The organism is Variovorax sp. P2_H12 (assembly GCF_056403395.1).
The window spans coordinates 1-20351 of sequence record NZ_JBFUFO010000069.1 but is presented as its reverse complement, the minus strand read 5'-3'; the positions used below and the strand labels follow the sequence as shown (position 1 = coordinate 20351).

16 protein-coding genes and 1 pseudogene are annotated in these 20351 nt (G+C 70.4%); 4 read left to right on the top strand and 13 right to left on the bottom strand.

Annotated features, from left to right (window positions below; genetic code table 11):
• Positions 1 to 218, bottom strand: a pseudogene (locus AC1DYK_RS33755) (TorF family putative porin); the annotation flags it as partial.
• 165 nt (positions 219 to 383) lie between these two features.
• Here AC1DYK_RS33755 and AC1DYK_RS33750 point away from each other — a divergent pair.
• From AC1DYK_RS33750 to AC1DYK_RS33740, 3 genes are all read left to right on the top strand, one after another.
• Positions 384 to 1928 carry a YifB family Mg chelatase-like AAA ATPase gene (locus AC1DYK_RS33750; RefSeq protein ID WP_478170264.1) on the top strand — a complete coding sequence of 515 codons (1545 nt, stop codon included), beginning with the start codon at positions 384 to 386 and terminating at the stop codon, positions 1926 to 1928.
• A 233-nt stretch (positions 1929 to 2161) separates the two neighbouring features.
• Positions 2162 to 2905: an aquaporin Z gene (aqpZ, locus tag AC1DYK_RS33745; protein ID WP_478170263.1), complete on the top strand. Its 744-nt coding sequence runs from the start codon at positions 2162 to 2164 to the stop codon at positions 2903 to 2905.
• A 70-nt stretch (positions 2906 to 2975) separates the two neighbouring features.
• Positions 2976 to 4202 carry an MFS transporter gene (locus tag AC1DYK_RS33740; RefSeq protein ID WP_478170262.1) on the top strand — a complete coding sequence of 409 codons (1227 nt, stop codon included), beginning with the start codon at positions 2976 to 2978 and terminating at the stop codon, positions 4200 to 4202.
• Between the two features lie 91 nt (positions 4203 to 4293).
• Here the strand turns inward: AC1DYK_RS33740 and AC1DYK_RS33735 are convergent, their stop codons facing one another.
• The 12 genes from AC1DYK_RS33735 to AC1DYK_RS33680 all read right to left on the bottom strand — a co-directional run bounded on the left by AC1DYK_RS33735 (position 4294) and on the right by AC1DYK_RS33680 (position 19851).
• Complete coding sequence (locus tag AC1DYK_RS33735; protein WP_478170261.1) at positions 4294 to 5478, bottom strand: fumarylacetoacetate hydrolase family protein; 1185 nt, start codon at positions 5476 to 5478, stop codon at positions 4294 to 4296.
• A 181-nt stretch (positions 5479 to 5659) separates the two neighbouring features.
• Positions 5660 to 9475 (bottom strand): molybdopterin cofactor-binding domain-containing protein, encoded by a 3816-nt coding sequence (locus AC1DYK_RS33730; RefSeq protein WP_478170260.1) that lies wholly within the window; start codon positions 9473 to 9475, stop codon positions 5660 to 5662.
• The gene (locus AC1DYK_RS33725; protein WP_478170259.1) at positions 9472 to 10032 is read right to left on the bottom strand and encodes a (2Fe-2S)-binding protein; all 561 of its coding nucleotides are present in this window, start codon (positions 10030 to 10032) and stop codon (positions 9472 to 9474) included. The genes AC1DYK_RS33730 and AC1DYK_RS33725 overlap by 4 nt, the downstream gene beginning before the upstream one ends.
• A 14-nt stretch (positions 10033 to 10046) precedes the next feature.
• Entirely contained in the window at positions 10047 to 10769 is a 723-nt protein-coding gene (gene pncA, locus AC1DYK_RS33720; RefSeq protein WP_478170258.1) for a bifunctional nicotinamidase/pyrazinamidase, read from the bottom strand.
• Between the two features lie 29 nt (positions 10770 to 10798).
• A complete protein-coding gene (locus AC1DYK_RS33715; protein ID WP_478170257.1) occupies positions 10799 to 11533 on the bottom strand; it encodes an ABC transporter ATP-binding protein in 735 nt (244 codons plus the stop codon).
• Positions 11530 to 12333 carry an ABC transporter ATP-binding protein gene (locus AC1DYK_RS33710; protein ID WP_478170256.1) on the bottom strand — a complete coding sequence of 268 codons (804 nt, stop codon included), beginning with the start codon at positions 12331 to 12333 and terminating at the stop codon, positions 11530 to 11532. Before AC1DYK_RS33710 ends, AC1DYK_RS33715 begins: the two co-directional genes overlap by 4 nt.
• On the bottom strand, positions 12330 to 14246 hold the full coding sequence (locus AC1DYK_RS33705; RefSeq protein WP_478157929.1) for an ABC transporter permease: 1917 nt from the start codon (positions 14244 to 14246) through the stop codon (positions 12330 to 12332). Before AC1DYK_RS33705 ends, AC1DYK_RS33710 begins: the two co-directional genes overlap by 4 nt.
• Positions 14247 to 14499: 253 nt before the next feature.
• Positions 14500 to 15711 carry an ABC transporter substrate-binding protein gene (locus tag AC1DYK_RS33700; protein WP_478170255.1) on the bottom strand — a complete coding sequence of 404 codons (1212 nt, stop codon included), beginning with the start codon at positions 15709 to 15711 and terminating at the stop codon, positions 14500 to 14502.
• Between the two features lie 135 nt (positions 15712 to 15846).
• Positions 15847 to 16431 carry an amino acid synthesis family protein gene (locus tag AC1DYK_RS33695; protein ID WP_478170254.1) on the bottom strand — a complete coding sequence of 195 codons (585 nt, stop codon included), beginning with the start codon at positions 16429 to 16431 and terminating at the stop codon, positions 15847 to 15849.
• A 33-nt stretch (positions 16432 to 16464) separates the two neighbouring features.
• Positions 16465 to 17106: an amino acid synthesis family protein gene (locus AC1DYK_RS33690; RefSeq protein ID WP_286508576.1), complete on the bottom strand. Its 642-nt coding sequence runs from the start codon at positions 17104 to 17106 to the stop codon at positions 16465 to 16467.
• Positions 17107 to 17127: 21 nt separating this feature from the next.
• The gene (locus AC1DYK_RS33685; protein ID WP_478170253.1) at positions 17128 to 18051 is read right to left on the bottom strand and encodes a UPF0280 family protein; all 924 of its coding nucleotides are present in this window, start codon (positions 18049 to 18051) and stop codon (positions 17128 to 17130) included.
• A gap of 174 nt (positions 18052 to 18225) precedes the next feature.
• Positions 18226 to 19851 carry a 6-hydroxynicotinate reductase gene (locus AC1DYK_RS33680; protein WP_478170252.1) on the bottom strand — a complete coding sequence of 542 codons (1626 nt, stop codon included), beginning with the start codon at positions 19849 to 19851 and terminating at the stop codon, positions 18226 to 18228.
• A gap of 235 nt (positions 19852 to 20086) precedes the next feature.
• Between AC1DYK_RS33680 and AC1DYK_RS33675 the strand changes: the two genes are divergently transcribed.
• On the top strand, positions 20087 to 20351 hold a 265-nt coding region (locus AC1DYK_RS33675), incomplete at its 3' end, for an FAD-binding oxidoreductase (RefSeq protein WP_478170251.1).

Sequence of the window (20351 nt, the reverse complement as noted above, 5' to 3'; positions counted from 1 at the left end):
ATCGCGGGCTTGACGTAGTCGTCATTGGCGAAGTCGTGCTTGCCCAGGACGTCCTGGTCCTGGCCGCGGAACTTGTAGTTGGTGGTCAGCGAGACGTTGCCCGTGAGATTCGGCGCCGGTGCCGCTGGTGCGTCGGCGGCGGCGGCCTGCGCGCTGGCGAGCATCGGCAGGGCGGCAAGCGCGCCCACAGCCAGGATCTGGACGGATTTACGGTGCATCATCTAGCGGACTCCTCGGGGTGTTTTGAAGTGAGTTGGAGTCCAATTCAAAGCAGGGAGCGTGCCAAAGCACCCAACTCCTCTGCGGTCAGGGTTGGCGCCGGACGCACTTGGTCACAATGAAGAACAAGAGATGGATGCACCATCTTGGTGAAAGGGAGCGAAATGAGTCTGTCATTGGTGCAGAGCCGCGCCTTGTTGGGCCTTGAAGCGGCCAGTGTCACGGTCGAGGTGCACCTGGCCAACGGGCTGCCGAGCTTCACGCTGGTGGGCCTGGCCGACGTGGAGGTCAAGGAAGCCCGCGAGCGCGTCCGTTCGGCCCTCCAGAACGCCGGGCTGGAGTTCCCCACCAACAAGCGCATCACGGTGAACCTGGCGCCGGCGGACCTGCCCAAGGACTCCGGGCGTTTCGACCTGCCGATCGCGCTCGGCATCCTGGCGGCCAGCGGCCAGATCGAAGGCCAGCGGCTGGCCGGCCACGAATTCGCCGGCGAGCTCTCCCTGTCGGGGCAGCTGCGGCCCGTGCGCGGCGCGCTCGCGATGGCGCTGGCGCTGCACGCGCGGGGCATCAGCACCCGGCTGGTGCTGCCGGCCGACAGCGCCGAGGAGGCCGCGCTGGTGCCGGGCGCCGAGGTCTATGGCGCGCGCCACCTGCTCGACGTGGTGCGGCAGTTCCTGCCGGCCGGCGCGGTGCCGCCGGCCGCCGAAGCAGCCGGCGACGACGGCTGGGCGCGGATGGTGCCGGCGCCGCCCGGACCGGCCGCGCGCCACCCCGACCTGGCCGACGTGAAGGGGCATGCCGGCGCCAAGCGGGCGCTGGAGATCGCGGCGGCCGGCAACCACAGCCTGCTGATGGTCGGCCCGCCGGGCTCCGGCAAGTCGATGCTGGCCCAGCGCTTCGCCGGGCTGCTGCCCGGGATGAGCATCGAGGAAGCCCTCGAGAGCGCGGCGGTCGCCAGCCTGGCCGGCCGCTTCGCGACCGGGCAATGGATGCGCCGGCCGACCGCCAGCCCGCACCACAGCGCCAGCGCCGTGGCGATGGTGGGCGGCGGCTCGCCGCCGCGGCCCGGCGAGATCTCGCTGGCCCATCACGGCGTGCTGTTCCTCGACGAATTCCCCGAATTCGCCCGCTCGGCGCTGGAGGCGCTGCGCGAGCCGCTGGAGACCGGCACCATCACGATCTCCCGGGCCGCGCGACGCGCCGAGTTCCCGGCCCGCTTCCAGCTCATCGCCGCCATGAACCCCTGCCCCTGCGGCTGGCGCGGCTCGACGACCCGGGCCTGCCGCTGCACGCCGGACCAGGTCCTGCGCTACCAGGGCAAGCTCAGCGGCCCGCTGCTCGACCGCATCGACCTGCACATCGAGGTGCCCGGCGTCTCGGCGCAGCAACTGCTCGAGGCCCCCGCCGGCGAAGCGACCGGGGCGATCCGCGGCCGCGCCGTCGCGGCGCGCGAGCGCGCGCTGGCCCGGCAGGGCAAGCCCAACCAGGGACTCGAGGGCGCCGAGATCGACCGCCATGCGTCGCTCGACCCGGCGGCGCTCCAGTTCCTGCACACGGCCGCGATGCGACTCGGCTGGTCGGCCCGCAGCACGCACCGGGCGCTGAAGGTGGCGCGGACCATCGCCGACCTCGCGGGGGTCGAGGCCGTCGGTGTGGCGCATGTGGCCGAAGCGGTGCAGTACCGGCGGGCGCTGCATTCGACCGACTGAACGGCGACGCGATCGCCTTACAGTTTTTAACGCCTTGTTTCGGACGGCAGGGGCATCCGGTCGCACGGAGACGCGCCGGGACGAAGAAAACCGCCGCTTCCGTGAACAACCGCGCATCGCCGCCGCCTGCCCCGCGCGGCGGCTCTCGTTGCCACCGAGGGTCTCCCTAGAATCCGCCCGCCCTCGACCCCGGTCGACGGGCTTGTTTGTCACACAAGAAGGATTCAGGGAATATGAAACAAAGTACTTCAAGGAAGCTGTCGGCCGAATTCATCGGCACGTTCTGGCTCGTTTTCGGCGGTTGCGGCAGCGCGGTGCTCGCCGCCGGTTTTCCCGGGCTCGGCATCGGCTTCGTCGGGGTCTCGCTGGCCTTCGGCCTCACGGTGCTGACCGGGGCCTATGCGCTCGGCCCGATCTCGGGCGGCCACTTCAATCCGGCGGTGTCGGTCGGGCTCGTGGTGGCCGGACGCTTTCGCGCCGCCGAGCTGCCGGGCTACCTGATCGCCCAGGTGCTCGGCGCCATCGCCGCCGCCTTCGTGCTCTACCTGATCGCCACCGGCAAGGCCGGCGTCGAGATCGGCGGCTTCGCCACCAACGGCTACGGCGAGCATTCGCCCGGCGGCTATGGCCTCATGGCGGCGCTGCTGATCGAGCTGGTGCTGACCGCGGTCTTCTTGATCGTGATCCTGGGCGCCACGGCGAAGAACAGCGCCGCGGGCTTCGGCGGTCTCGCGATCGGCCTGTGCCTGACGCTGATTCACCTGGTCTCCATTCCCGTGACCAACACCTCGGTCAACCCGGCGCGCAGCACCGGGCCGGCGCTGTTCGGGCCGGCCCATGCCGTCGACCAGCTGTGGCTGTTCTGGGTGGCGCCGATCGCCGGCGCGATCATCGGCGCGCTGATCTACAAGCTGCTGCTGGCGGCACCCGCTGCCGACGCACGCGCCGCCTCACCGGCGCTCAAGACGGCGGGCTGATCGCGGACCCGGGCCGGCCTGGCCCGGAGCGTCGTGCCGAGCGCCTGCGCCGCATCGGTAGAGTCGGCGCATGGGTCTTTCCGCCGCTCCGTCTCCCTACGACCGCCGCCTCGTCGGCTGGCTCTCGCTGGGCCAGCTCATCACCTGGGGCAGCGTCTTCTACACCTTCGCGCTGCTGATGGAGCCGGTGGAGCGCGAGCTCGGCCTGAGCCGGGCCCAATCGTCACTGGCCTTCAGCCTCGCACTGCTGGCGGAGGGTGCGATGGCATGGTCCGTCGGACGGTGGATCGACCGCGGCCACGAGCGCGCCGTGATGACCGGCGGCTCGCTGCTGATCGCGGCCGGGCTGCTGCTGCACAGCGTGGTGCACAGCGCGGCGGGCTTCTACGCCGCCTGGCTGCTGCTCGGCGCCGCCCTCTCGGCGACGCTCTACAACCCGGCCTTCGCGGTCGTCACGCGCCGTTTTCCGAACGACTTCCGGCGCGCCATCATCACGCTGACCTTTCTCGGCGGGCTGGCCAGCACGGTCTTCATCCCGCTCGATGCCTGGCTGATCGCGCAGTTCGGCTGGCGGCATGCGCTGTGGGTGCTCGCCGCCCTCCACCTGCTGCTGTGCGCGCCGCTGCATGCGTGGATCCTGCGGCAGGCGCCGAAGCGCAGCGTGGCCGCAGCGGCCGCGGGCGCAGCCGCAACAACAACGCGGCGACCCGTCGGCCACTACCTGCGCAGCACGCCCTTCCTGCTGGTGGGCGTGTTCACCGTGCTGCTGATGGCGGTGACCGCGGCGCTGCCGCCGCACATGGTGAGCCTGTTGCGCGGCGCCGGGCTGTCGGAGACCTGGGCCATCGCGGTGCCGGCGGCCATCGGGATCATGCAGGTGTTCGGCCGCGCCCTGCTCTACGTCTTCGAGCACCACTTCGACCTGCACCTGGCGAACCGGCTGATCCCCTGCCTGATCCCGATCGGCCTGGCGACCCTGCTGGCCGGCGCCGGCCATCCGGCGGCGGCGCTGGCCTTCGTGCTGTTCTACGGCATGGGCAACGGGATGCTGACCATCGTCAAGGGCACCGCCATCGCGCAGTACGTGAACCGCGAGCACGTGGCGACGCTCAACGGCGCGCTCGGGCTGCCGAGCGCCATCGCCCGCGCCCTGGCGCCGCTGATGCTGGGCTTGCTTTGGACGCCGGCTGGCGGCTATACGGCGGGGTTGTGGATCTTGCTGGCAGCGAGCCTGATCGCCGTGCTGGCGCTGCTCGCCGCCCAACGCCAAGGCCGGCGCAGCCCGGCCCCTTCGTGAAACACCGCGGAACCGGCTCTGCCGGGCCGCTGGTGTTGCCCCCGGTCGGGGGTGGGAGGGCTACACGAAGTGAGCCCGACCTGGGGGCGAGTCAAATGATCCCGCGTCCTGCGAGATTGCGCATGAGCGCCCCGATGCCGAAGGTCCAGCGCGGCGCCTGGTCCGAATGCACGACCCGGTTGTGCAGCGCGCCGAGTTCGGGCGCCGAGATCGTCACCTGGTCGCCGACCACGTGCGTGAAGCCCTGGCCCGGGCCGTGGCGGTCCTGCGTCGGCGCGAACATGGTGCCGAGGAACAGCATCAGGCCATCGGGATAGGCGTGGTGCGGGCCGATCGCCTGCGACACCAGGTCGAGCGGGTCGCGGCTGATCTTCGCCAGCGAGCTCGCGCCGGCCAGCGTGAAGCCCTCGAGCCCGACCACCCGCAGCGCCACCGTGATGCGGCGCACGTCCTCGATGCCGAAGTGGGCGTCGAACAGCCGGATGAAGGGGCCGATCGCGCACGAGGCGTTGTTGTCCTTGGCCTTGCCGAGCAGGAGCGCGCTGCGGCCTTCGAAGTCGCGCAGGTTGACGTCGTTGCCGAGCGCGGCGCCGAGCGTGCGGCCGCGGCTGTCGACCGCCAGCACCACCTCGGGCTCGGGGTTGTTCCAGACCGATCCCGGGTGGATGCCGACGTCGGCGCCGGTGCCGACCGCCGCCAGCACCGGCGCCTTGGTGAAGATCTCGGCGKCGGGCCCGATGCCGACCTCGAGGTACTGCGACCAGGCGCCCTGGGCGATCAGCACGTCCTTGACCCTCGCGGCCTGTGGCGAGCCGGGCACGATGCCCGCGAGGTTGTCGCCCAGCACGCCGCCGAGCGCGGCACGGATCGACTCGGCCTTCGAGGCATCGCCGCGCGACTGCTCCTCGATCACGCGCTCGAGCAGGCTGGCGATGAAGGTCACGCCGCTGGCCTTCACGGCCTGCAGGTCGCAGGGCGCGAGCAGCCAGGGGTGCTGCGGGTCGCGGCGGGTCTCGTCGCTGTTGGCCAGCGCGTGTTCGAGCGAGGCGACCCGCTGCGTCCGCTCGTCGCGCAGCGCCTCGCGCACCGCGCCCACCGGGTCGTCGAGTTCCAGCAGCTGGCTGGCGGTGGCGGCGAAGCGCGAGAGATCGTGCAGGCCGCCCTCGTGCACCGCGACCAGCACCGGTCCGACATCGGGCAGCCAGAGGCGGCCGACCAGGGTGGCGCGCTCGGCATCGCGAGGCAGGGACTGGGCGGGCGAAAGCGTCGAGGTCATGCGAAGGTCTCCGGGGATGGGCCGGTGATTCGGCCTCAGTTCCGTAGATCGTACGGGACTCAGGCCGGCACCGGGCCGCCAGCGCGGCGAGTCCGCGCTTCGCGCAGACGGGCGGCCTGCTGACTCCCCCTCGGGGGGCAGCGACCCACACGAAGTGGGGGAGCGTGGGGGTCAGGTCAGGTCAGCGTGCCGTGGCGTTCGGCCCGGAGGCCCGCAGCCGCGCCACGCTCCCCGGCAGGTTCTGCCAGGCCGGCTCCTGCGGCGCGAAGCGGGCGCGCATGTAGCCGGCCAGCTCGGCGATCTGCGCATCGTCGAGCGCCTCGCGGAAGGCCGGCATGAAGCCGATGTCGCGCGAGGCCGGCTCGCGCACGCCGTCGAGGATGGTGCGCAGCAGGTTGTCCGGCCGGGCGCTCGTCAGGTTGCTGTTGAGCGCCAGCGGCGTGTTCACGCCCAGCAGCGTGGGGCCGTCGCCGTCGTGGTGGCAGGACGCGCAGGCGCTGTCGAACATGCGCTGGGCGGGGCCCAGCAGGCGGCCCTGCTGCGCCGCGGCGGTGGCGACCGCGCGCTGTGCCTGCGCCGCAGCGGCCTCTTGCGTCGTGGCGGGGTTGAAGGACGCCAGGTAGCTGGCCATCGCGCGGATGTCGGCGTCCGGCACCGCCGCGAGTTCGCGCACCACCTCGGCCATCGGGCCGCCGGCGATGCCGTGCGACTGGGAATGGCCGCGGCGCAGGTAGCTGTAGAGCGCGTCGGCATTCCAGGGCACGGCCGAGGTCGACTGCGCGGTCAGCGCCGGCGCCTCCCAGCCGTCGACCATCGCGCCCGACAGGCTGGCGCTGCCGCCCTGCTCCGCGCCCAGCGCGTTGCGCGGCGTGTGGCAGGCGCCGCAGTGGCCGAGGCCGTTGACCAGGTAGGCGCCGCGGTTCCACTCGGCGCTCTGCGTCGCCACCGGCTGGTAGGGCTTGGGGTCGTGGAACAGCGCGTTCCAGCCCGCCATCAGCGGGCGCAGGCCGAACGGGAACTTGAGCTCGGCCGGCGGCGTCTCGGCGCGCACCGGCGGCAGCGACATGAAGTAGGCGTAGAGCGCCTGCAGGTCGTCGTCGCTGGTCTTGGCGAAGGCCGTGTACGGGAAGGCCGGGTACAGGTGGTGGCCGTCGCGCGAGACCCCCTCGCGCATCGCGCGCTGGAAGGCCGTGAAGGACCAGCGGCCGAGGCCGGTGTCGTCATCGGGCGTGAGGTTGGTGGTGTGGATGGTGCCGAAGGGCGTCTCCATCGCGCGACCGCCGGCGTTCGGCGTGCCGCCCGGCGCGGTGTGGCAGACCGCGCAGTCGCCGAGCGCGGCGAGCGTGCGGCCGCGTTCGATCGTGGCTTCGCTGTAGGCCGGCGCACTGAAGCTGACCGGCGCGATGGTCGAGCGCCAGCCCATCAGGCCGGCGATGACGCCGATGCCGCCCACCAGCAGCGCACCGGCGCCGGCCCAGACGCCGCGGCGCCGCGGCCACGGCGCCGAGGCCGGGAACGCGGGCCGGGTTGCCGCGGCGTCGTCGCCCTGAGACGCAGGCGGCGGCAGCGGATTCAGCGCCGCCCGCACCACCTCGGGCGTGAAGGGCGGCGCCCGGAAGCGCACCCCGGTCGCATCGAAGATGGCGTTGGCGATCGCCGCCGTGCCCGGCACCGACGCCGACTCGCCCGCGCCCAGCGACGGCTCGCCCGGCCGCTGCAGGTGCATCACCTCGATCACCGGCACTTCGCGGAAATTGATGATTGGGTAGCTGCCCCACTCGCGGCTGGCGACCACGCCCGACGGCGGCACGCCGGGCAGCAGCGCGCCGCCTTCGGGCTCGGATTGCGGCGCGAAGCGAACCTGCTCCTTGAGCGCCCGGCTGGTGGTCTGCACCACGTTGCCGTGGATCTGATGCTCGACCCCGGCCGGGTTGACCATCAGGCCGGCGTCATGGCCGACGACGACGCGGCGCACATGCACCTCGCCGGTCTTGCGGTTGACCTCGACGTCGGCCACCCAGGCCGACCAGGCGGCGCCGAAGCCGGGCCACTTGCTGTGCACGTAGCGCGCATAGGCGAAGCCCTGGCCGAAGAGGATGTCGCCGCCGGGGCCCACGCGCGCGTCGGCGCGCCTGGAAGGATGATCGCCGTCGGCATCTTCCTGCGGGCCGGTGCGCATGCGCCAGCCGGCCTTCTGCGCGGTCTCGCGCACCAGTTCGGCGGCGCGCGGATCGTCCAGGTGGCGCAGCCGGAACGCGACCGGGTCGACGCCGGCCGCGGTCGCCAGTTCGTCGACATAGGACTCGTGGGCGAACGAGTTCGGCAGCGCCGAGACGCCCCGCAGCCACGAGGCGCGCACGATCGGCGCCATGTCGTTGACCTTCACGCGCAGGTTGGCATAGGCATAGGGCGGCCGCGCGGTGCGGTCGCCCATCTCGTAGGCCTGCGCCACCGGCTCGACGGTGCGGGTCAGCAGCAGCGCCAGCGTGGGCGCGCCGTTCGAGGGGTAGGAGGTCTCGAAGTCGTAGCCGGCGACGCCGCCGTCGGCCGCCAGCCCGCCCTGGACCTGCATGAGCTGCGCGGCGCCCTTGGGCTCCCACAGGTGCTCCTGCTCGCGCGTGAGCTGCACCCGCACCGGCGCGCCGGCCGCGCGCGCCAGCAGCGCCGCGTCGGCCGCCACGTCGTCGGCGCCGTTGCGGCCGTAGCAGCCGGCCGCCTCCATGCGCACCACGTCGACCGCCGGATCGTCGAGGCCCATCAGCTGCGCCAGGTCGGCGCGCAGCACGTGCGGGTTCTGCGAACCGGCCCATACGCGCAACATGACGCCCCCACGCTCTCCCACTCCGTGTGGGTCGCTGCCCCCCGAGGGGGCCGCGTTCCGCCTTGGGAGCGGCCCGGCGGCGGAACCGACCCCATCGCCCGGCTGCCAGTGCGCGAGCGCGCACGACGGGCCGATCGAGGCATGCATCTGGTAGGGCCAGACGTAGCTGCGCGGCATCGACTGCGCGGCGTTCGCGAGCGCGGCGTCGATGTCGCCCTCGTCGACCAGCAGGCGCTGGGTCGAAGGATTGGCGCGGATCGCGCCTTCGAGGTCGTCGAGCGAAGGCAGCCCGGGCCAGGGCTTCCAGCGCACGCGCAGTTCGCGCAGCGCCTGCTCGGCGTGCTCTTCGCGCTCGGCGACGATGCCGACGAAGTCGCGGATCACGACCACCGCGCGGATGCCGGGGATGTGCGCGATCGACGACTCGTCGACCGACTCGAGCGTGTTGCCGATGTAGTCGCCGTGGGCCGCGCCCGCATAGGGCGGACGCACGACACGGCCGTGCAGCATGCCGGGCACCCGCATGTCGTGCACGAACACGGTTTCGCCCGCCAGCTTGGCCGGAATGTCGACGCGCGGCTGCGAGGTGCCGACGATGTGGTAGTCCGCCGGGTCCTTCGGCCGCGCCGCCGGGTCGAACTGCAGCACCGTGCGCCCGCCCGCAACCAGCTCGCCGATGCCGATGCTGAAGGCCGGGTCGTCGCCCGCATGGACGCGCCCCCCGCGCAGCGCCAGCAGCGCCGGCTGGACGCCGAAGTGCTCGGCGGCCTGTGCCACCAGCCAGCCGCGTGCCTGCGCGGCCGCCAGCCGCAGCGGCGCGGCATGGATCTGGATCGAGGCGCTGGCGATCGTCGCGCCCTGGTTCGGCGCCCGCGCGGTGTCGCCCAGCACCATGCAGACCTGCGCCATCGAGAGGTCGAGTTCTTCCGCCACGATCTGCGACAGCGCGGTCTGGATGCCGGTGCCGAGGTCGACGTGGCCGTTGAGCGCGGTGACGCTGCCGTCGTCCCAGACCGCGAGCAGCACCTCCGGTCCATCGGCCGGATGGCCCGACACCAGCGCCGGCTGGCCCGGGGCCGGCGGCGGGGCCGGCGGCGTCTCGCGCACGACGACGAGCACGCCGTCGGCCTGGAGGAAATCGCTGCGCGTGCGGGGCAGGTCGGCGCGCCGGGTCACGTGTCCGTGCCCTTCGCGATCAGCGCCGCGGCGCGCTGCACCGCGGCCAGGATCTCCACGTGCGTGCCGCAGCGGCACAGGTTGCCGGAGAGTTCGCTGCGGATGCGCGCCTCGCTCGGGTTCGGCTCGCGCGCCAGCAAGGCCGCGGCCTGCATCACCATGCCGTTGAGGCAATAGCCGCACTGCGCCGCCTGCGCGTCCTCGAAGCCCTGCTGCACGGGGTGCCAGCGCGCGCGTCGCGCCGCAGGGCCGCCCCAAGGCGCGGCAGCCCCCTCGGGGGGCAGCGAGGACACGAAAGTGCCGAGCGTGGGGGCCACATCAGGCAGGCCTTCCAACGTGGTGATCTCCCGGCCCGCCACCCCATGCGCAGGAATCACGCAAGCCCGTGCCGCGGTGCCGTCGACCCACACGGTGCAGGCGCCGCACTGCCCGAGCCCGCAGCCGAACTTCGGCCCGTTGAGACCGAGGTCGTTGCGCAGCACATGCAGCAGCGAGGCCTCGTGCGACGCCGCGAGTTCGACGTGGCGTCCGTTGACCTTCAGTGCGAACCCGGGCATTCGATCGGCAGGATTCAGACGATGTCCGAAGACTGGATGCGCTTCACGCCCTTGGCCGCCATCTGCTTCCAGGCCGCCGCGAGCGAGCCGTTGAGATCGATGGCGCGCGTCGCGTCCTCGATGACGTAGACCTCGAAGCCGGCCTTGCGCGCATCCAGGGCGGTCCAGGCGACGCAGAAGTCGGTCGCCAGGCCGGTCACGAACACGGTCTTGACGCCGCGCGCCTTCAGGTAGCCGCCAAGGCCGGTGGCGGTCTTGTGGTCGGCCTCCTCGAACGCGGAGTAGCTGTCCATTTCCTGGTGGAAGCCCTTGCGGATGATGATCTGCGCGGTCGGCAGCTTCAGGTCCTTGTTGAGCGCGGCGTCCTCGGTGCCCTGCACGCAGTGGTCAGGCCACAGCACCTGGTTGCCGTAGCTGAGCTTGGTGGTCTCGAAGGGCTTCTTGCCCGCATGGGTGCTGGCGAACGATGCGTGGCCGGGCGTGTGCCAGTCCTGCGTGACCACGATGTTCCCGAAGGCGTCGGCCAGCTTGTTGATGATCGGCACCACCTCGGCGCCGCCCTTGACCGGCAGCGTGCCGCCGTCGATGAAGCAGTTCTGCACGTCGACCACGATCAGCGCCGAATTGGCCGCGGGCTTGATCTTCGCGGCCGCGAAGAGCGGCGACGAAACGCCGAGGCCGGCGACGAGGCCGAATGCCGCGGTCGACTTCAAGAGGGTTCTGCGTGTGGTGTGCATGGTCGTCGCTCCTCGGGTTGTAGAAATGATCAGACGCTCAGGTACGCGCGGCGCACCTCGTCGTTGGCGGCCAGTTCGGCCATCGACGCCTGGTAGCGGATCTGGCCCTTCTCGAGCACATAGGCCCGGTCGGACACCAGCTCGGCGAAGTGCATGTTCTGCTCCGACAGCAGGATGCTCACGCCCTGCGCCTTGAGCTCCAGGATCATGTTGGCCATCTGCTCAACGATCACCGGCGCCACGCCCTCCGACGGCTCGTCGAGCAGCACCAGGTAGGGGTTGCCCATCAGCGTGCGCGCCACGGTCAGCATCTGCTGCTCGCCGCCGCTCATGCGGCCGCCCGGGCGGTTCGGCATTTCGCCGAGATTCGGGAACAGCTTGAACAGGCGCTCCGGCGTCCACAGCGGGGTGTCGGTGCCGTCGTTCCAGCGGCGTGCCGGCTGCTTGCCGACTTCGAGGTTCTCCATCACGCTGAGGTCGGTGAACACGCGCCGATCCTCCGGCACGAAGCCCAGGCCCAGGCGCGCCGCCAGGTGCGGCTCGCTCTTCGAGATGTCATGGCCGAGGAAGCGCACCGCGCCGCGACGCTTGGCCAGCATGCCGATCAGCGCCTTCAGCGTGGTCGACTTGCCGGCGCCGTTGCGGCCCATCAGCGCGACCACCTCGCCGCGCCGCACTTCGAGGTCGACGTCGTAGAGGATCTGCGCGGCGCCGTACCAGGCGCACAGGGCCTTGGCTTCAAGCAGTACTTCATGCGAACTCATGCGTGCTCTCCCACCGCCGCGTTCACCGCAGCCGCCTTCTCTGCAATCTTCTCGAACGTCTTGCCGCTGCCGAAGTACACCTCCTGCACCTTCGGATGGTCGCGGATCTCGAGCGGCTTGCCCTGCGCAATGAGGCGCCCGCGGGCCAGCACGATCATGCGGTCGGCATAGGCGAACACCACGTCCATGCTGTGTTCGGTGAACAGCACCGCCATGCCGCGGTCGATCACGAGTTGCTTGGTCAGGGCCATCAGCGAATTGCGTTCCTTGGGCGCCATGCCGGCGGTGGGCTCGTCCATCAGCAGCAGCTTCGGGCTGTTGGCCATCGCGATCGCGAGCTCGACCCGCTTGACGTCGCCGTAGGCCAGCACGCTGCAGGGCCGGTCGGCCTGGGGCCTCATGCCGACCTGGTCGAGCAGCGCCAGGGCCTCGTCGCGCTTGTGGTCGGACGCGCGGCGCCAGGTCGAGAACAGCTTGTGGTCGTGCGACAGCAAGGCCATCTGCACGTTTTCCGCCACCGTCAGCGAGGCGAAGGTCTCGGCGATCTGGAAGGTGCGGCCCACGCCCAGGCGCCAGATCTCGCGCGGCTTGCGCCCGACCAGCTCCTGGCCGTCGAGCAGGATCGAGCCGCGGTCGGCCGTGAGCTGCCCGTTCACCATGTTGAAGGTGGTGGACTTGCCGGCGCCGTTCGGGCCGATCAGCGCCAGCAGTTCGCCGGCCGCCAGTTCGAAGCTGATGCCGTCGACCGCCTTGACGCCGCCGAAGGACTTGCCCAATTCGTTCACTTTCAGAAGGCTCATGCCTTGGCCTCCTTGAGATCGACCGCTTCGGCCGCGTGGCGGCGCCGGTCGAAGAGTTGCTTGGCGAAGCCCGCGATGCCTTGCGGGAACAGCAGCACCAGCAGCAAGATGATGCCGCCGAGCATGGCGCGCCAGTAATCGGTGTTGCGCGCCACCGTGTCGTGCAGCCAGGTGAAGGTGACCGCACCGACGACCGGCCCCGCGAGGGTCTGGATGCCGCCGAGCAGCACCATCACCAGGCCGTCGACCGACTTGCCGACGCTCAGCGATTCAGGCGAGATGCTGCCCTTGGAGAACGCATACAGGGCCCCGGCCAACCCGGCCGCGGTGCCCGCGATCACGAAGGCCACCCATTGCATGCGCTTGACGTCGATGCCGATCGCATCGGCGCGCAGCTGCGAATCGCGGCCCGCGCGCAGCGCATAGCCGAAGGGCGAGAACAGCACGCGCCGCAGCCACAGCACGCCCAGCCCCACCAGCGCCAGCGTGACCCAGTAGTAGGCGCGCTTGTCGGCCAGCCATTCGGACGGCCAGACCCCGGTGAGCCCGTTGCTGCCGCCCGTGAAGCTGTCCCACTGGTAGGTGATGGCCCAGGTGATCTGCGCGAAGGCCAGCGTGAGCATCGCGAGGTAGACGCCCGAGAGCCGGACCGCGAACCAGCCGTAGACGAAGGCGCCCACCGCCGCCACCAATGGCGCGACGATCAGGGCGAGCTCCATCGGCATGCCGCTGGAGCGCACCAGCAGCGCGGCCCCGTAGGCGCCGAGCCCGAAGTACGCGGCGTGGCCGAAGGAGTGCATGCCGGCCGGCCCCATGATGAAGTGCAGGCTGGCCGCGAACAGGGCGGCGATCAGCAGGTCGATCATCAGCACGGTGGTGTAGGGCGAGCCCGCCGTGATGAACGGCATCGCCGCCAGCACCAGGCCGAACAGCGCCGCGGTGATCACGTAGGTGCGGCCCGGACGCCGCAGCGGCTCCTCCTGCATGCCCACGTAGCGGCTCGGTGCCTGCGGCTTGCCGAACAGGCCCCAGGGCCGCCAGACCAGCACGATGGCCATGACGAGGAAGTCGACCACCAGCGTGAGCTTGGAAAACGAGACGCTGAGGCCGAACACCTCGACCACGCCGAGCCAGATGCAGATCGCCTTGATCTCGGCGATCAGCAGCGCGGCGGCGTAGGCGCCCGGGATCGATCCCATGCCGCCGACCACCACCACCACGAAGGCCGCGCCGATGGTGTTGAGGTCCATCTCGAGCGTGGCCGGCTCGCGCGGCAGTTGCAGCGCGCCGCCGAGGCCCGCGAGCAGCGCGCCGAGCGCGAACACCGCGGTGAACAGCCAGGCCTGGTTGACGCCGAGCGCGCTGACCATCTCGCGGTCCTGCGTGGCGGCGCGCACCAGGGTGCCGAAGCGGGTGCGCGTGAGCAGCAGCCAGACCAGCCCGAGCACCACCGGCCCGACCACGATCAGGAACAGGTCGTAGGAAGGAAACTGGCGCCCGAGGATCATGACCGAGCCCGAGAGGCCCGGCGCCCGCGGGCCCAGCAGTTCATCGGGACCCCAGAGCCAAAGCACCGCGTCCTTGATGACCAGCACCAGCGCGAAGGTGGCCAGCAACTGGAAGAGTTCGGGCGCCTTGTAGATGCGCCGCAGCAGCACCATCTCGATCAGCGCGCCCAGCACGCCGACCGCGAGCGCCGCCATCACCAGCGCCGGCCAGAAGCCGAAGCCGGTGCCGAGCCGATCGACCAGCGTGTAGGCGACGTAGATGCCGACCATGAAGAACGAGCCATGGGCGAAGTTCACGATGCGCGTGACGCCGAAGATCAGCGACAACCCGGCTGCCACGAGGAACAGCGAGGACGCGCTCGCCAGCCCGTTCAGGAGCTGGACGATAAAACCGGAGAAGCTCATTCGATATTCCTAGACGCTCAAGCCAGACACCACGGAGCTGCCATGCGACCGCATGCCCCCCGCCGCGCGATACCGGCGCAGCCAAAGGCCAGGGATACCGCGGAACCGGCTTTGCCGGGCCGCTGGTATCGCCCCCTTGAGGGGCTGAGGTTCGCGGCTCCAAGCCTGCCTGCGCCGGCTTGGACGGACCCGAAGAGCCGCTGCCTCTGGCAGCGACTCGGGGCGCCGCAGGCGCTTCGGGGGTGTTTCCATCTCAATCCGCTGCGCGGGATTTCTTGATCTCGGCGGCCGAAGGCTGGTACTTCGCGTCTGCGCCGTCGAGGTAGACGTAGTCCACCATCACACCCTTGCCGCCGTCGTTCTTGGTGCGGCCGACGAAGGCGCCCATGGTCGACTGGTTGTCCTCGGCGCGGTAGCTGATCTTGCCGAAGGGCGTGTCCACCTGCAGGCCCTTGAAGGCCGCGACCACCTTCTCGGTGTCGGTGCTCTTGGCCTTGGCGATGCCGGCGGCGGCCGACTTGATCATGCTGTAGCCGACCACCGAGCCGAGCCGCGGATAGTCCTTGAACTTGGCCTGGTAGGCCTGCTCGAAGGCCTTGTGCGCCGGCGTCGTGATGCCGTACCACGGGTAGCCGGTCACGATCCAGCCGTTGGGCGCTTCGTCCTTCAGCGGGTCGAGGTACTCGGGCTCGCCGGTCAGCACGCTCACCACCTCGCGGTCCTTGAACAGGCCGCGGGTGTTGCCTTCACGCACGAACTTCGACAGGTCGGCGCCGAACAGCACGTTGAAGATGGCGTCGGGCTTGGCATCGGCCAGCGCCTGCACCACGCTGCCGGCGTCGACCTTGCCCAGCGGCGTGGCCTGTTCGGCGACGAATTCGACGTCGGGCTGGGCCGCCTTCAGCAGCTGCTTGAAGGCCGCGACCGCCGACTGGCCGTACTCGTAGTTGGGGTAGACCACCGCCCAGCGCTTCTTCTTGAGCTTGGCCGCCTCGGGCACCAGCATCGCGGCCTGCATGTAGGTGCCGGGGCGCAGGCGCACGGTGTAGGCGTTGCCGCCCTGCCAGGTGAGCTTGTCGGTCAGCGGTTCGCCGGCCAGGAAGAAGAACTTCTTCTGCTTGGCGAAGTCGGCCACCGCCATGCCGGTGTTCGACAGGAAGGTGCCGGCCAGGATGTCGACCTTCTCGCGCGAGACCAGCTCCTCGGCCACGCGCACCGCGTCGCCCGGGTTGGCGTTGTCGTCGCGGCTGATCAGCTCGATCTTCTTGCCGTTGACGCCGCCGGCGGCGTTGATCTCGTCGACCGCCAGCTCCATGCCCTTCTTGTAGGGCTCGAGGAAGGCGGGCTGCGCCTTGTAGCTGTTGATCTCGCCGATCTTGATCACGCCCTGCGCATGCGCGGGAACGAGTGCAGTGGCGAGCGTGGCGACCGCGGCCGCGGTGAAGGCAAGGCGCAATGGATTCATCGGGAACTCCTTGGGATCGAACAGAAAGAAGAAAATTTTGCGGCAATCAGGCCGGCGCCGGGCCGCCCCAAGGCGGCCTGCGGCCCCCTCGGGGGGCAGCGACACACGAAGTGAGGAGCGTGGGGGCCACATTCATCAGCGAAGGCCGTCTTCGCCCTTGATCTCGGAGGCTTGGAGGCCGCCGATGCGCGCCAGCGGCCGGCCGCTGTCGGTGACCGCGACCGCGACCACGATCTCGTTGGCGCGCGGCGCATCGGACACGCGGGCCTCGATGGCGTCGAAGTGGCTGCGCACGAAGGCCGCGTCCTTGTGGCCCAGCGGCACGTCGATGGCGGTGCCCAGCGTGCCGCGCTTCTTGCTCGACGGCACCAGCGCGGCGCCCTTCTCGACCGCCACGCGCAGCGGCGCGCCGAGCTTGGGATGCAGGATGGCCGCTGCATGCTCGAGCTCGCCGGCCTCGCCGACGATGGCCGCCTTGCCGTAGCTCTGCGCCTCGCCGGGCTGGATGCCCAGGGCCGCCACGGCCTTCTGGCCCAGCAACGCGCCGAGTTCTTCGCCGATCGCGATCAGCTCGTCGAGCGATTCGCTGTAGCGGCCGGCGTAGGGGTTCTCGATCACGGCGATGGCGACCGCGCGGCGCGTGGGCGGCTCGATGGCCTGGCCCATTTCCTTGCGGGTTTCGTCGACCTGGACGACAAGCTTGCGGATATTTGCACTCATGGTTTGTTCCTTGTCTCTGGATGCGTACGGGGCCTAGCGCAGGCCATCCCACTTGCTGATGTTCTCGGCGCGCAGGCCGCCGACGCGGTCGTGCACGCGGTAGCCGGTGCTCATCGCGAGGATGAAGACGATCTCGTCGGCCGCCGGCGCGCCCGGCACGCGGACTTCGATGGCGTCGAACTGGCCGCGCACGTAGCTGGCATTGATGTTGGTCAGCGGCACGTCGAGCGCAGCGCCCGGCGGGCCGACCTTCTTGGTCGAGGGCACGATCGACAGCGCGTTGCCGGGCTGGCCGGTCTTCTCTTCGGCCTTGCCTTGCCGATAGGCGTCGCGGTCGCCCTTCCAGCCGAGCAGTTCGCGCATCGCGTAGCCGCCGGGCACATGCCACAGCGCGCCGTGCTCCAGCTCGCCGGCGGCACCGACGATGGCGCCCTTGCCGTAGGTGGCGATCTGCTCGACCGGCACGTCCATCGCGGCGCGCAAGCGATGCGCCATGTCGACGCCGACCGGATCGAGCAAGGCCATCATCGGCAGGATGTCGGGCTCGTAGCGGCCCGCGAAGGGATTGGTCAGCACCGCGCCGATGGCGCCACGCACCAGCGGCGTTGCGGCGCGCGGTCCGAACTCGTGGTGGATGTGCTCGACATGGGTGAAGACGCGACGTATATCGATCATGAAAAAGAGTCCTGCTTTTCGTTAAGCAAATACTGAACCAACTGCATCGGTCATCGGTTCGCTGTCAGTCCGCGGCAACCCGGGCGGAGCCGTCGAGCTTAAGGGCTGCAGCACCCGCCATTGCCCCTGGCAAACCAGCACCACCGACCACACCAGCCCGGCGCGCTGCAGCGCCGTCGCACGGTCGGCACCCGCATCCAGTGCACGCTGCACCTGCCCAGGCGCCAGCACTGCAACATGGGTCGTCACGGGGATGTCACCGAGGTCGCTGTCGTCCTTGCAGGCATTGGCGGGCAGGCGGCGGATGCCGGGATCCTCGACATTCACCGCGTTGGCGATCACCGTGGCCGCGGCATCGGCCTCGGCCGCGGTGGCCGCGAGCACGGTCACGCTGTCGGCGATGCCGAGCGAGAAGCTGCGCCCGCGCCAGCCGCTGGTGGCGACGCCGCGCACCGGCTGCTCGGCGCGAAGCTCGAACTGGCCATCGGTGGTGATCGGACCGGCGTCCCGCAGGTCGAAGCGCGCAAGGTCGGCGAAGAGCCCGATGCGCGCGGAATGCCCCGGCGCGAGATGCAGCGCGATGTCGCCGCCGTTGTTGATCCAGGCGCGTTCGATGCCGCAGCGCTGGTAGCAGCCGATGAGCTCCTGCGCGACCGCGCCGGCGACCGCGGCCATCGGCGTGATGAAGCCGGCGCTGAACGGCGCGCAGGCGTTCCACATGCGCCGCGCAATGGGACCCTGCAGCGCGCACGCAGCACCGACCGGCTGGCGCAGCAAAGGCAGTTCGGCAACCAGTTCATCCAGCACCTGGGAGAAGCGCCGCCAGGCGAGTTCATGCGCCACCGCGACCTCGACCGCGTCGCCATGGGCCTCTGCGACGATGTCGATCGGGCCGTGGTTGAAGTGCCAGCGCGCACCGTCGAGTGCGCTGCGTTGGGCGCTCATGTCGGCCCCCACGCTCGGCACTTCGTGTCCTCGCTGCCCCCCGAGGGGGCGCGAGCTTGCTTGGGACGGCCCGGCGCGGCGCTCATGTCGGCCCCCACGCTCGGCACTTCGTGTCCTCGCTGCCCCCCGAGGGGGCGCGAGCTTGCTTGGGACGGCCCGGCGCGGCGCTCATGATCAGCCCAGCATCGGGGGATTACCAAGCGGCCACGGGTTGGCCGGGTCCATGCGCAGCCACTGGCGCGCCAGCGGCGCTCCGTCGTCCTGCCAGGCCCCGCGCGCCAGCGCCTGCTCGAGCGAGAACACATGCTCCATGTGGCCGCCCAGCGCCGCGTAGTCGTCGCGCCGCATGCTGAACTCGATCGGCGCCACGATGGCCGGCGTCGGCACCGTGCCGAAGCTGTTGTCGGGCATGCGCAGCACGTCGGCCATCACGGTGATGCCGCCGCCGGGCCACACATAGGCCGGCGCGCCGCCGCAGGTCACGTTGACCAGCGCGCGCTTGATGGCGCGCGTGAGCAGCACCGGGTTTTCGGTGACACCGGCGCGCAGGCTGCCGCCGGCGCCGCCGAGGAACAGCACGGTGCACAGCGACGGCTCGCAGTTCTCGCCGATGCGATCGACGATGCGGCGAACCTCCGCCGGCATCGGCGCCTCGACCGGCTGCAACTGCTCGTCGAGCACGTACCACTGCGCGTGCTCGCCGGTGGTCGAGGTCATGAGCAGGCGCAGGCCCGGCCGCGCCACGCCCTCTTCCCAGCCCTCGATGATCGACAGCGGGTCGTCGATGTCGGTGCCGCCCCAGCCGTTGCCCGGGTTCGCGACCTGGAAATAGCGCCCCGGCGTCGACTTGCGCCCGCGCATCTGGATGCCCGAAGGCGCCATGTCCAGGCAGCGCCCGGCCTGGTGCTCGGTCAGTACGCCGGTGATGTGGTCGTCGACCACCACCACCTCGTCGGCATGGCCGAACAGCTGCCGCGCGAAGATGCCGACCGCCGCCGAGCCGCAGCCCACGCGCATGCGTTTTTCTTCGACGCCGTTGACGATCGGTGCGCGGCCGGCCTGGATCACCATGCTGGCGCCGCCGTCGATCACGCACTCGACCGCCTTCTTGTTGCCCAGCAGCTGCATCAGCTCGCAGGTCATGCGGCCTTCCTTCTTGCTGCCGCCCGTGAGGTGGTGCACGCCGCCCAGCGACAGCATCTGCGAGCCGTACTCGGCGGTGGTGACGTGGCCGACCACCTCGCCGCGATAGCGCACGTTGGCCTGCTCGGCGCCGAGGAAGCGGTCGGTGTCGATCTTCACCTTGAAGCTGCAGTAGCTGAAGATGCCTTCGGTCACCACGGTCACCATGTCCACGCCCTGCGCCCTGGAGGCGACGATGAAGGGCGCGGGCTTGTAGTCCGGGTAGGTGGTGGAAGAACCCACGCCGGTCACGAAGACCTCGTCGGCATGAAGGAGATCGCCGTTCCAGTCGGCGTCCGCCACCGGCGCCTCGGCGCGCTCGGCCTCGCCGGTCTCGCCGCCCGCGCGGGCGAAGGGCACCAGCGCCGGCGCCTCGCTCGCGAGCTCGCGCCGCAGCAGCAGCACCGGGTCGACCCGCACCAGCACGCCGTCGCGGTTGGCGTAGCGGTCGCAGGCACCGGTGCGCCCCTCTGAAATCTGGCACAGCACCGGGCAGGCGTTGCACTCGACCTTGGCCGCATTCATGCGCTCGTTGCGCAGGGGCGCCCGGCCCGTGGCCTCTGGCATTACCGGCATGTCCATGCCGGGCAGTCCGTCTGTCTTGGTGTGTTCGGTCATCGCGGATATCTCGTGGGTTCAGGCCGGCGGGAGTGCAACATCTGTGCCGGCGGCCCGCTTGCAACTGCGCTTGTGCTGGAACTGACGTTTGTGTAGCATTCCCTACACCTTCATGTGGTGAACACTACATTTGAGATCAATGTAGCAAACGGACTCGATACTGGCAATGGTGTTTTCTCCTGCATCGCCGACAATTGGTGCATCCCTTTTTCGTTCATAACCATTCCTGCCCCCTATGAGTGCATTCAGCGAAGAACGTGTGCTGAGCGTCCACCACTGGACCGACCGCCTGTTCACTTTCACGACCACCCGCGATCCGGCCCTGCGTTTCTCGAACGGCCACTTCACGATGATCGGCCTGAAGGTCAACAACAAGCCCCTGCTGCGGGCCTACAGCATCGTGAGCCCGAACTACGAGGAACACCTGGAGTTCCTGAGCATCAAGGTCGAGGAAGGTCCGCTGACCTCGAAGCTGCAGCACATCCAGGTCGGCGACACCG